This window comes from Microlunatus sp. M237 (genome assembly GCF_056896895.1).
In genome coordinates this window covers 198102-210552 of sequence record NZ_JBXHBL010000001.1, presented here as the reverse complement: position 1 = coordinate 210552, position 12451 = coordinate 198102, and the positions used below count along the sequence as shown (strand labels likewise).

Genomic DNA, 12451 nt, shown 5'->3' with positions numbered 1-12451 from the left:
GGCTGCCGCTCGCTGCGGACCAGGCAGCTCCTCAGTCGTCGTCACCATGGCGCAGCGTGCGGTGCGCCGACAGCAGCTGCAGCTCGACCCGGCCAGCGACCAGCCGCTCGGCTGCGTCGAGGATCTCGACCACGTGCCCGCGGTCGGCGGCGACCACGGCCACGCCGATGCCGCTGCGCCGGTGCAGCTCGAGGTGGTCCACCTCGGCGGCACTGACCGCGAGCGCGCGGCGCAGCTCGGCGACGACGGGGCGCACTCGCGAGCGCTTCTCCTTCAGCGAGCGCACGTCGCCGAGCAACAGGTCGAACTCCACGGTCCCGGTCCACATCCTGCGCAGTCTAGGAGCCCGCACACGGTCCCGACCCGACCATTGACTTCGCTACGCCCGCTGGTCAGACTGGCGGTCGCGATGGCGAGGGTCGAGGCCGGCCCGGGCGGTGACCATCGGGTCGGCCGACCAGCGGCCCCACGATGGGGACGCCGGGGTGAGGAAGAGACACCATGACCACCAGCCTGCGCAACGACCGGCACCTCAGCGAGCACGACCTGAAGCGGCGGATCAGCGAGGGGGAGATCGACACCGTCGTCGTCGCGTTCACCGACATGCAGGGTCGGCTCCAGGGCAAGCGGGTCCATGCGGCGTACTTCGTCGAGCACGTGCTGGGTTCTGGCACCGAGGGCTGCGGCTATCTGCTCGCTGTCGACGTGGACATGAACACGGTGGCGGGCTACGCCATCGCCTCGTGGGAGACCGGCTACGGCGACCTGGAGTTCGCCCCGGACCTGTCAACGCTCCGGCTGCTGCCGCACCTGCCGGCGACCGCGATGGTGCAGTGCGACCTGGTCACCCTCGCCGGGGATCCGGTGCTGCCGTCCCCGCGGACGGTGCTCAGCCGCCAGCTCGAGCGGGTCCACGACCTCGGCTACGCGGCGCTGGCCGGCACCGAGCTGGAGTTCCTGGTCTTCGCCGACACCTATGAGCAGGCCTGGAACGCCGACTACCGCGGCCTGACCCCGGTCAACCAGTACAACGTCGACTATTCGGTGCTCGGCACCAGCCGGGTCGAGCCGTTGCTGCGCGACCTCCGCAACACCATGTACGCCGCGGGAATGGAGGTGGAGTCGGCCAAGGGGGAGTGCAACCGGGGTCAGCACGAGATCGGTTTCCACTACGCCGACGCGCTCATCACCGCGGACAACCACAGCGTCTACAAGACGGTGGCCAAGGAGGTCGCCGCCCAGCACGGCACGTCGCTGACCTTTATGGCCAAGTACGACGCCAGGGAAGGCAACTCCTGCCACATCCACCTGTCGCTGCGCGGCGCTGACGGGTCACTCGTGTTCGTCGACGACGACGGCCACCGGACGCCGCTCTACGACTCGTTCGTGGCGGGCGTCCTGGCCACCATGGCTGACTTCACCCTGCTGTACGCGCCCAACATCAACTCCTACAAGCGCTTCGCCGCAGGCTCGTTCGCGCCGACCACGATCGGCTGGGGCCAGGACAACCGCAGCTGCGCGGTCAGGCTGGTGGGCCGCGGTGCCGGGGCCCGGATGGAGAACCGGGTGCCGGGCGGGGACGTCAACCCGTACCTGGCACTGGCGGCGATGATCGCCGGCGGACTCCACGGGGTCGAGGCGGAGCTGGCGCTGGAACCGGAGACGGTGGGCAACGCCTACACCGCCGACCGAGCGGCCCTGCCCCGTACGCTGCTCCAGGCCCGCACCGCCTTCGCGAACTCGCCGATCGCCCGCGCGGCGCTCGGGGAGGAGGTCGTCGAGCACTACACCACCATGGCCGACGTCGAGCTCGACGCCTTCGACGCGGCCGTCACCGACTGGGAGCTGCGGCGCGGCTTCGAGAGGATGTGAGCAGCCGATGAGCACGCTGACCCTGGTCGACCCCGCCACCGGCGCTGCGTTCCACCAGCTGGCGATGGCGGACCTGGCCGAGACCGACGAGGCCATCGAGGCGGCGGCCGCGGCGTTCCCCGGCTGGCGGGATATCGCGCCGGGCGAGCGGGCCCGGCTGCTGCGCCGGTTCGCCGCGCTGGTGGAGGACCACCTGGAGGAGCTGGCCCAGCTCGAGGTCCGCAATGCCGGCCATCCGATCGGCAACGCCCGCTGGGAGGCCGGCAACGTCCGCGACGTGCTGAACTACTACGCGGGTGCTCCGGAGCGACTGACCGGTCGGCAGATCCCGGTGGCCGGCGGGGTGGATCTCACCTTCTTCGAACCGCTCGGCGTGGTCGGTGTGATCGTGCCCTGGAACTTCCCGATGCCGATCGCCGCCTGGGGGTTCGCCCCGGCCCTGGCCGCGGGCAACACGGTGGTGCTCAAGCCGGCCGAGCTGACCCCGCTGACCGCGGTCCGGCTGGCCGAGCTCGGTCGCGAGGCGGGCCTGCCGGCCGGCGTGTTCACCGTCCTGCCCGGCCGCGGACCCGTGGTCGGCGAGCGCTTCGTCACCCACCCGGCCGTCCGCAAGGTCTGCTTCACCGGCTCCACGGCGGTCGGCAAGAAGATCATGGCCGGCTGTGCGGAGCAGGTGAAGCGGTGCACCCTGGAGCTGGGTGGCAAGAGCGCCAACGTGATCTTCGCCGACGCCGACCTGGCCGCGGCGGCGGCCAGCGCTCCGTATGCGGTCTTCGACAATGCGGGTCAGGACTGCTGCGCCCGGTCGCGGATCCTGGTTCAGCGCAGCGCGTACGAGGAGTTCCTGGGCCGGTTCGAGTCCGCGGTGAAGGCGCTGCGGGTCGTCGCCCCGACCCGCGAGGACGCCGAGATGGGTCCGCTGGTGTCTGCCGAGCAGCACCGCCGGGTGAGCGACCTGCTGGCCGGCTCCACCGTCGCCTTCACCGGCTCGGCCCCTGCCGGCGATGGATTCTGGATGGCCCCGACGGTGGTGCTGCCGGGCTCGACGGCGGAGCCGGTCTGGCAGCGAGAGATCTTCGGCCCGGTCGCGGCGGTGCTGCCGTTCGACGATGAGGAGGAGGCGGTGGCGATGGCGAATGCCACTGACTACGGGCTGTCCGGGTCGATCTTCACCCGTGACCTCGGCCGCGCCCTGCGGATGTCGCGCGCGGTCCAGGCCGGCAACCTCAGCGTGAACTCCCACGCGTCGGTGCGCTACTGGACCCCGTTCGGCGGCTTCAAGCAGTCGGGCCTGGGTCGAGAGCTCGGCCCGGACGCACCGAACGCGTTCACCGAGGAGAAGAACGTTTTCCTGGCCTCGGACTGACGTCGTCCGCTCGCTCATCCAGCAGAAATCGAGGAAACATGACAGGCAGGATCGACGGCCGGGTGGCCGTGGTCACCGGAGGATGCTCGGGCATCGGACTGGCGTCAGTGCGCCGGCTGGCGGCGGAGGGGGCGCACGTGGTGGTCGGCGATGTGGACGACGCCCGCGGACCGCAGGTGGCCGCCGAGGTGGCCGGGACCTATGTCCGCACCGACGTGACCAGCAAGGAGCAGGTCGACGCGCTCTTCGCCGCAGCCCACGACACCTACGGCGCGGTCGACATCGCCTTCAACAACGCCGGCATCTCCCCGCCCGAGGATGACTCCATCCTCGACACCGACCTGGACGCCTGGCGGCGGGTCCAGGAGGTCAACCTGACCAGTGTCTACCTGTGCTGCAAGGCGGCACTGCCGTACATGCTCGAGCAGGGCCGGGGGTCCATCATCAACACCGCCTCGTTCGTGGCCGTGATGGGCGCGGCCACCTCGCAGATCTCCTACTCCGCCTCCAAGGGCGGTGTGCTGTCGATGAGCCGCGAGCTAGGGGTGCAGTTCGCCCGCTCCGGGATCCGGGTCAACGCGCTGTGCCCGGGGCCGGTCAACACCCCGCTGCTGCGAGAGCTGTTCGCCTCCGACCCCGAGCGAGCGGCGCGGCGGCTGGTCCACGTGCCGATGGGCCGGTTCGCCGAGCCGGAGGAGATCGCCAACGCTGTGCTGTTCCTGGCCAGCGACGAGTCGAGCTTCATCACCGCCAACACCTTCCTGGTCGACGGCGGCATCTCCGGCGCGTACGTCACCCCGCTGTGAGCCGGACATGAGCACCCGCGACCTCCGCACCGGCCCGGGACCGCTGATCGGGATCAGCCTCTATCGGGAGCAGGCGCGGTGGGGGGTGTGGGACGAGGAGGTCGACCTGGCGCCGTCGACGTACGCCCGGGCCGTCGAGACCGCCGGCGGGGTTCCGGTGCTGCTGCCGCCGGTGGTCGACACGTCGGCGGCGCGCGCGGTGCTGGAGCGGCTCGACGCGCTGATCATCTCCGGCGGCGCGGACATCGACCCGGCCCGCTATGCCGCCGTCCGGCATCCGCGCACCGGCCCGACCCGGCCGGCGCGAGACGCCTGGGAGCTGGCCCTGCTGGACGCTGCCGAGTCGCTCGACCGGCCCTGTCTGGGCATCTGCCGCGGACTGCAGCTGATGGCTGTGCACGCCGGCGGGACGCTGGACCAGCACACCCCCGAGGTGGTCGGTCACGACCATCACTCCCCGGGCGGCGCGGACTACGGCGACACCACCGTCGAGGTGGTGCCCGGCACCCGACTGGCCCAGCTGATCGGCGACCGGAGCGAGGTCCGGTGCCACCACCACCAGTCGGTCAGCAGCCACGGGAGCTACGCAGTGGCGGCGCGGGCCGTCGACGGCACCGTGGAGGCGCTCGAGCGGCCCACTCGACGGTTCTGGCTCGGGGTCCAGTGGCACCCCGAGACCCGGGCCGACCGGGGCCTGTTCCGTGGCCTGGTGGCGGCGGCCGGCGGGTAGCCGGTCAGTCGTCTTGTACCGGCCACTCCAGCGGCTGCAGCGCAGGGTCGTCGACCGCGAAGGTCCGAACCGGACCCGGCGGGGTCTCCCGGGTCTCGAACCGCACAGTCACCCGACCCAGCCCGGAGCCCCACACCCAGCCCTGACCGTGCTCGGCGTGGACCACGTCCTGGCCGGGGGAGAAGTGCCGGCTCACCGGCCGGTCGGGCACCGGCCCCGGAGCGGCCGCCACCTCCACCCGGTCGTCCTCGGGCGGCTGCTCCGGCTCGAACAGCTCCTCCTGCAGCAGCTCGGTCAGGCCGGCCACCCCGACGCCCAGCAGCCGTACGCCGCCGGTGGTGTCCACCCCGGCCAGCAGGGTCCGGGCCACCTGGCTGATCAGCTCCGTCCGGTCAGTCGCACCCAGCAGGGTGCGCGACCGGGTGTGGGTGGTGAAGTCGTGCGAGCGGACCTTGATCGTGACCGTCCGGGCGAACAGCCCGGCGTTCTGCAGCCGACGGGCCACCTGGGCGGCGTGCCGGTCGAGGATCTCGGTCAGCATCCGGAGCTCGACCAGGTCGGTCTCGAAGGTGTCCTCGACCGAGATGGACTTCGCCTCGCGTTCCGGCTCGATCCGGCGGTCGTCGCGGGCGTGCGCCAGCTCGACCAGGCCCTGGCCGTGGGCACGGCCGACCACCTGCACCAGCTCCTCCAACCCGATCCGCTGGAGGTCGTGCACCGTAGTGATCCCGATCCGGCGCAGCTTGTCCACGGTCACCGGCCCGACCCCGGGGATGACCTTCACCGACATCGGCGCCAGCAGTGCCACCTCGGTCCCGGGCTCGACCAGGAACATCCCGTCCGGCTTGTTGATCTCGCTGGCCACCTTGGCCATGAACTTGGAGGTGCCGACCCCGACCGAGGCGGTCAGCCCGCCGGTGACGGCCGAGACCCGCTCCTTCAACGCGACCACCGTGGCGCGGACGCCGTCGGGGCTGAGATCGAGGGGGGTCGGCGAGGCGGCCAGGTCGACGAAGGCCTCATCCAGGGACAACGGCTCCACCAGCGGGGAGAGGTCCCGGAGCACCCCCATCACCTGCCGGCTGGCTTCGCGGTAGGCCGGGAACCGACCGGAGAGGAAGGCCGCGTGCGGGCACCGGCGCTTCGCCTCATGTCCTGGCATCGCGGAGTGCACCCCGAAGACGCGGGCCTCGTACGACGCGGTGGCGACCACGCCACGCGCTCCGACCCCGCCGACCACCACGGGCCGTCCCCGCAGGGACGGCTTGTCTCGTTGCTCCACGGAGGCGAAGAAGGCGTCCAGGTCCAGATGGAGGACTGACGAGGTGGAGCGCACCCGACCATCTTGCCTGCTGCCGGCGACGGTCGGCGGCTCCGGTCGGTACCGCCAGACGGGTGTCAGGGGTCCCGCCTAGGGTTGGGACCATGACCGATGCGACCAACCAGCCCCAATCCTCCGACTCCGACCCGACCCCGAACGCCGGCACCATCGGCGCGACCGGGGACGCCGACAACACCCTCGAGAAGGATCCCAGCGACTGGGTCAGCGGCGACGACCCGATGACCGAGGCGCAGCGGAGCTATCTCGACACGCTGGCCAAGCAGGCCGGCGAGGAGCTGCCCGCCGACCTCAACAAGGCGGAGGCGTCGCAGCACATCGACCGGCTCCGCGCGGCCAACGACCTGAACAGCTGACCGGCCCGCACCGGCCCGGTGCCGGTTCTGGTTCCGGTTGTACCGCTGGGGGTAACAGGTCGGCGCCGTCGCGCCCCGCGAAGGCCCGCCTTGGTCACTCGCGTGACTCGGGAGACAATATGGGCTCGCATCACCCGATCCACAAAGGAACACATGGACATCTGGCCCGGTAGGCCCTACCCCTTGGGCGCCACCTTCGACGGCAGCGGGGTCAACTTCGCCCTCTTCTCCGAGATCGCCGACAAGGTTGAGCTCTGTCTCGTCGACGAGGCCGGCGTGGAGACCCGCCATCAGATCACCGAGGTCGACGGTTCGGTCTGGCACGCCTACGTCGCGAATCTGCAGCCCGGCCAGCGGTACGGCTATCGCGTGCACGGACCGTACGACCCGGCCAACGGCCACCGATGCAACCCGGCGAAGCTGCTCCTCGACCCCTACGCCAAGGCCATCGACGGACAGGTGGACGGCGACGAGTCGCTCTTCTCCTACAAGTTCGGCTCGCCGGAGACGTTCAACGACGCCGACTCGCTGGGTCACACGATGATGTCGGTCGTCACCAACCCGTTCTTCGACTGGGGCCACGACCGACCGCCGCTGCACCAATACCACGAGAGCATCATCTACGAGGCCCACGTCAAGGGCCTGACCATGACGCACCCCGACGTACCCGACGACGTCCGTGGCACCTACGCCGCGCTCGGCCACCCAGTCGTCATCGACCACCTCACCTCGCTCGGCGTCACCGCCGTGGAGCTGATGCCGGTGCACCAGTTCGTCAACGACACCCATCTGGTGGACAAGGGACTGTCGAACTACTGGGGTTACAACACCATCGGCTTCTTCGCCCCGCACAACGGCTACGCCAGCACGGGCACCCGTGGCCAGCAGACCACGGAGTTCAAGTCCATGGTCAAGTCGCTGCACGAGGCGAACATCGAGGTGATCCTCGACGTGGTCTACAACCACACGGCCGAGGGCAACGAGATGGGCCCCACCATCGCGTTCCGCGGTATCGACAATGCGGCGTACTACCGCCTGGTCGACGACGACAAGAGCCACTACTACGACACCACGGGCACCGGCAACAGCCTGCTGATGCGCAGCCCGCACGTGCTCCAGCTGATCATGGACTCGCTGCGTTACTGGGTGCAGGAGATGCACGTCGACGGCTTCCGCTTCGACCTGGCCGCCACCTTGGCCCGTCAGTTCCACGAGGTTGACAAGCTGTCGGCGTTCTTCGACATCATCCAGCAGGACCCGGTGATCTCCCAGGTGAAGCTGATCGCCGAGCCCTGGGACCTCGGCGACGGCGGCTACCAGGTCGGCAACTTCCCGCCGCTGTGGACGGAGTGGAACGGCAAATACCGCGACACCGTCCGCGACTACTGGCGGGGCCAGCCGGCGACGCTGGCGGAGTTCGCCTCGCGGCTGACCGGCTCGAGCGACCTCTACAACCACTCCGATCGCCGACCCACCGCGTCGATCAACTTCGTCATCGCCCACGATGGCTTCACCCTGCGCGATCTCGTGTCCTACAACGAGAAGCACAACGACGCCAACGGCGAGGGCGGCAACGACGGTGAGAGTCACAACCGCTCCTGGAACTGCGGCGTGGAGGGCGAGACCGACGACCCGCAGATCAACGAGCTGCGGCTGCGCCAGCAGCGCAACTTCTTGACCACGCTGCTGCTGAGCCAGGGCGTGCCGATGCTCGCCCACGGCGACGAGCTGGGACGTACCCAGCACGGCAACAACAACGTGTACGCCCAGGACAGTGAGCTGTCCTGGATCAACTGGGACCTCACCGAGGACCAGCGTGACCTGCTCCGCTTCGTCGCCGGGCTGATCGACCTGCGCAAGAGCCACCCGGTGTTCCGTCGCCGGCGGTTCTTCGCCGGTGACGCGGCGCACGGCGGGGCGAGCGAACTCGGTGACATCGAGTGGTTCACCCCGGAGGCGTCGCTGATGGACGACGGCGACTGGACTGCGGGCTATGCCCGCAGCGTGATGGTGTTCCTCAACGGCGACGCCATCCCCGAGCCCGACGCGATGGGCCGTCGGATCAGTGACGACCACTTCCTGCTGATGTTCAACGCCCACAGCGAGCCGATCGACTTCACCCTGCCGCCGGAGACGTACGGCACTGAGTGGTCGGTCGAGCTGGACACCGCCAGCGGCGTCCTCGGCGGGAGCGACGACTCGTGGAAGGCCGGCTCCACCCACCCGGTGCAGAGCCACTCGGTCGTGGTGCTGCGTACGTCGGTCGTGCCGGAGGAGGAGAAGATCGCCTCCGCCACCCGGGCGAGTCGGGCCGCACCCGGCCTGGCGCGCAACTCGGCCAAGGACGGTCGCGCGATCTGAGGTCGGACCAGCAGGCCCTTCTCCGCTGTGCGGGGGAGGGCCTGCTGGCTTCTAGGGCGAGCCGTCAGAGCCGGGCGAGGATCCGGGTGACGCTGCCCGCCGGCAGGCTGATCCGCCCGGAGGTGCCGTTCAGCTCCACCGGGTATGCCTCAGTGGGGCGGACCACGTCGGGGGCATCGAAGGTGTTGTGGTCGTGGATGTCATCGGTGGCCAGGGTGACGGCGCTGGCGTCGCCCGCGGTCCCGCCCCACAGGTCGATCTCCACTTCGGCCGCCTCGTCGGGGTGCGCGTTGACCAGCGTCAGGCAGAGTCTGCCGTCCTTGACCGACGCCGATCCCGACACCGCCCGCAGCTCGCCGCGCTGCCCGTCGAGGTAGGCGCGGCGAACCTGCTCCTCGGAGTCCTCGCCGTGGCTGATCACCTCCGACGTGGTCGTCAGCCGGACCGCCTGCCCGCCCTTGTGCTCGGCGTACAGCGCGAAGACGTGGTACGTCGGCGTGGTGATGACCCGGGTCTCGTCCACCAGCAGCAGCGACTGGAGCACGTTGATCAGCTGCGCGATGTTGGCCATCACCAGCTTGTCGGCGTGGTTGTGGAAGATGTCCAGGCTGAGCGCGGCGACGCAGGCGTCGCGGATGGTGTTCTGCTGGTAGAGCCCGCCCGGCGGCTTGCCGGCCTCCACCGGGTGCCAGGTGCCCCACTCGTCCAGGATCAGGCCGATCCGCCGCTGGGGGTCGTAGTGGTCCATGATCTGGCGGTGGCCGGTGATGATGCCCTCGACGGCGACCGCCTTGGTGAGCAGCTCCAGCCACTGGCTGGTGCTGTAGTCGGTCGCGGTCCCGGCCGTGCCACAGTAGTAGTGGGTGCCGACGTTCTGCACCCGGTTGACCCGGTTGCCCAGGCTGCCGCGGCCGAGCTGGTCGAAGAATCGCCGGGTCCAGTCCCAGTCGTTGCCGTTCGGCCCGCACGCGACGCCGGAGATCGGCGTCGCGCCGAAGTCGAAGGCGTAGGTCCGGTAGCGGCAGTACTCCTCGGCGTAGTGCTCCGGGCTCATGCTGCCGCCGCAGCCCCAGTTCTCGTTGCCGATGCCCCACCAGGTGATGCCGAACGGCTCCTCGGCGCCGTTGGCCCGCCGCTCATCCGACAACGTGGTGCCCGAGGGGTGGTTGCAGTACTCGATCCAGTCCCGCAGCTCGGCCACCGTCCCGGAGCCGAGGTTGCCGGCGACGTACGGGGTGGCGCCGAGCTGGGCGGCGAACCGCATGAACTCATGGGTGCCGAACGCGTTCGTCTCCGGCGCCATCGACCAGTGGGTGTTCAGCCGCTGCGGCCGGTGCTCGCGTGGGCCGATGCCGTCACGCCAGTGGTAGTCGTCGGCGAAGCAGCCGCCCGGCCAGCGCAGCACGGAGATGTCCAGCGGTCGCAGTGCGGCCACGACGTCGTCGCGCAGCCCGTCGGAATTGGGCACCGGACCGTCCGGATCGACCCAGATTCCCGGATACACCAGCTCACCGAGATGCTCGGCGAACTGCCCATGCAGGTCGGGGGAGATGGTGGCGATCGGCTCAGTCAGCACGATGGAGATCTTCGCGGCGGTCACGGGCACAGTCTTGGGCGTAGGAATCGGTTTCCGCAAGGCTCATCTCGGTCGTTATGGTCACGACATGGCTCTCGACTCCGCTGCTTCGACGCTCACCTCGGCCGAGACGGCGGCGGTGGCCGCCCGATTCGCCGCCCTGGCCGACCCCACCGCGCTGCTGCTGCTCCGCGCCGTCGCCGAGGCGACCGAAGAGGCGCTGACCGTTTCGGCGCTGGCCGCCTCGCTGGAACGCGACCCGGGGGCCGTGCAGGCCTGCGTCGACCGGCTGGCGGCCGCGTCGCTGCTGACGGTGCGCCCCGACGGAGCGGTCTGCCGGTCGGCGGACCTGGCCGGGTTGCCGGCGACACTGGACGCGGTCCTGGGCCTGTCCGGATCGACCCGACGCCGATCGCCGGCCGCCACCCGCCCGGGGGTGGCGATCCGGGCGCTGGAGCCGGCGGACTGGCCGGCGGTTCGGTCCATCTACGCCGCGGGACTGGCCACCGGGATCGCCTCCTTCGAGACCGAGGTGCCGCCGGCGGAGGTCTTGGCCGCGAAGTGGCTGCCGGACCAGCGCTGGGTGGCGGAACTGGACGGGGCCGTGGTGGGCTGGACCGCGGCCACCCCGACCTCGGCCCGGGCCTGCTATGCGGGCGTGGTGGAGACGTCCGTCTACGTCCACCCCGAAGCCGCCGGGCGCGGCGTCGGTGGCGCCTTGGTTCGCTGGCTGAACGAGGCCACGGAGGCTGCCGGACTGTGGACGCTGCAGACGGCGATCTTCGCCGTCAACCGGCCCAGTCTCGCGCTGCACCACGCTTCGGGTTACCGGACCGTCGGGCTGCGCGAGCGGGTGGCGCGCCGAGACGGACGGTGGTACGACACGGTGATGCTGGAGAAGCGAACCCGCGGCGGCGAGGCGGAGCTCACGGGCTAGGTTGGTCGGTCCGCCACGATGTCGTCTGGAGAAACCCCGTGAACATCCCACCGAGCTCGTTCGTCCGCGTCCCTGCGGACGAGATGCGCCGCTTCACCACCGAGCTGGGGGAGGCCGCCGGGCTGCCGTCAGAGCGCGCTGCGCTGCTGGCGGAGCTGCTGACCGGCAATGACCTGCGCGGGGTGTGGAGCCATGGCACCGAGCAGCTGGCCACCTACGCCCGCCTGCTGCGCGACGGCCGTCTCAACCCGACTCCGCAGCTCGAGGTGGTTCGGGAGACGCCGACCAGCGCCCTGGTCGACGGGGACGGCGGGCTGGGGTATTTCCCGGCCTGGCAGGCCACCGAGCTGCTGATCGAGAAGGCCAGCACCGCCGGCGTCGCGGTGGTGGCGACCCGCAACCACGGTCACTTCGGCGCCGCCGGCCTCTACGCGCGTCGGACCCTCGAGCACGACCTGCTCTGCTTCGTGACCTCGGGCCATCAGCTCGAGCTCAAGGCCGGCGACCCGCTCTACAGTGCGGCCGGGGGCTCGCCGATGGCGTTCAGCGCTCCGACGCTGGAGGAGGACCCGCTGCTGTTGGACTTCGGTGCGATGCACGACCTCTACCCGGGCTCGCCGCACCGCGACCAGATCGCTGCCGCAACGCCGGGCCTCGTCTACCGCGCCATCGGGCTCGGAATGGTGTGCCAGTCCTGGGGCGGGTTCCTGGCCGGGGTGCCGCTCGACGGCGACCGCGCCCAGCGGGTGTGGCCGGGCGCCAACCAGGGCTCGCTGGTGATGGCCTTCCGGATCGACCTGTTCGCCGAGGCTGAGCAGTTCAAGCGGGAGATGGACGCCTACGTCCGCACGGTGGCGACGTTGGAGCCGTTCGCCGCCGGCCAGCAGACCTTCCTGCCGGGCGGGGTCGAGGCTTCGCGCGCCCGGGCCCACGCGGCCGAGGGAATCCCGGTCGGCGAGTTGCACCAGGAGAAGCTGGAGAGCGTCGCGGCGGAGTTCGGCGTCGCGGTGCCCTGGAGCTGAGGCTCAGGGCCGAGACGGCTCCGGGGCGACGGCGACCAGCCGCCGCGCCGCCTCGGTCGCCGCGCGTCGGCGTTCGTCGTGGCGCA

The 12451-nt window shown here is 70.6% G+C and carries 11 protein-coding genes; 8 read left to right on the top strand and 3 right to left on the bottom strand.

Annotated features, from left to right (window positions below; all coding sequences use genetic code 11):
• Positions 1-31: 31 nt before the first annotated feature.
• Positions 32-328, bottom strand: coding sequence for a DUF503 domain-containing protein (locus tag AC1XX3_RS00985; protein ID WP_483319207.1), 297 nt, complete (start codon positions 326-328; stop codon positions 32-34).
• Between the two features lie 173 nt (positions 329-501).
• Here AC1XX3_RS00985 and AC1XX3_RS00980 point away from each other — a divergent pair, with 173 nt between their 5' ends.
• Genes AC1XX3_RS00980 through AC1XX3_RS00965 form a run of 4 tightly spaced genes read left to right on the top strand, consistent with a single transcriptional unit; the run spans position 502 to position 4774 of the window.
• Complete coding sequence (locus AC1XX3_RS00980) at positions 502-1872, top strand: glutamine synthetase family protein (protein WP_483319206.1); 1371 nt, start codon at positions 502-504, stop codon at positions 1870-1872.
• Between the two features lie 7 nt (positions 1873-1879).
• Positions 1880-3238 (top strand): aldehyde dehydrogenase family protein, encoded by a 1359-nt coding sequence (locus AC1XX3_RS00975; RefSeq protein ID WP_483319205.1) that lies wholly within the window; start codon positions 1880-1882, stop codon positions 3236-3238.
• A 38-nt stretch (positions 3239-3276) separates the two neighbouring features.
• Positions 3277-4044: a 3-oxoacyl-ACP reductase gene (locus AC1XX3_RS00970; protein ID WP_483319204.1), complete on the top strand. Its 768-nt coding sequence runs from the start codon at positions 3277-3279 to the stop codon at positions 4042-4044.
• Positions 4045-4051: 7 nt separating this feature from the next.
• Positions 4052-4774, top strand: a complete 723-nt coding sequence (locus tag AC1XX3_RS00965; protein ID WP_483319203.1) for a gamma-glutamyl-gamma-aminobutyrate hydrolase family protein — start codon at positions 4052-4054, stop codon at positions 4772-4774.
• Positions 4775-4778: 4 nt separating this feature from the next.
• Here the strand turns inward: AC1XX3_RS00965 and AC1XX3_RS00960 are convergent, their stop codons facing one another.
• The gene (locus tag AC1XX3_RS00960; protein ID WP_483319202.1) at positions 4779-6110 is read right to left on the bottom strand and encodes a DNA polymerase IV; all 1332 of its coding nucleotides are present in this window, start codon (positions 6108-6110) and stop codon (positions 4779-4781) included.
• Positions 6111-6199: 89 nt separating this feature from the next.
• Between AC1XX3_RS00960 and AC1XX3_RS00955 the strand changes: the two genes are divergently transcribed.
• Both AC1XX3_RS00955 and glgX read left to right on the top strand, forming a co-directional pair.
• On the top strand, positions 6200-6469 hold the full coding sequence (locus tag AC1XX3_RS00955; protein ID WP_483319201.1) for a DUF3072 domain-containing protein: 270 nt from the start codon (positions 6200-6202) through the stop codon (positions 6467-6469).
• A gap of 153 nt (positions 6470-6622) precedes the next feature.
• The gene (glgX, locus tag AC1XX3_RS00950) at positions 6623-8830 is read left to right on the top strand and encodes a glycogen debranching protein GlgX (protein WP_483319200.1); all 2208 of its coding nucleotides are present in this window, start codon (positions 6623-6625) and stop codon (positions 8828-8830) included.
• A 64-nt stretch (positions 8831-8894) separates the two neighbouring features.
• Here glgX and AC1XX3_RS00945 read toward each other — a convergent pair whose 3' ends face one another.
• A complete protein-coding gene (locus AC1XX3_RS00945) occupies positions 8895-10430 on the bottom strand; it encodes an alpha-N-arabinofuranosidase (RefSeq protein ID WP_483319199.1) in 1536 nt (511 codons plus the stop codon).
• Positions 10431-10494: 64 nt separating this feature from the next.
• Here AC1XX3_RS00945 and AC1XX3_RS00940 point away from each other — a divergent pair, with 64 nt between their 5' ends.
• On the top strand, positions 10495-11343 hold the full coding sequence (locus AC1XX3_RS00940; protein ID WP_483319198.1) for a GNAT family N-acetyltransferase: 849 nt from the start codon (positions 10495-10497) through the stop codon (positions 11341-11343).
• 38 nt (positions 11344-11381) lie between these two features.
• A complete protein-coding gene (locus AC1XX3_RS00935) occupies positions 11382-12365 on the top strand; it encodes an Ldh family oxidoreductase (protein ID WP_483319197.1) in 984 nt (327 codons plus the stop codon).
• The last annotated feature ends 86 nt before the right edge of the window (positions 12366-12451 follow it).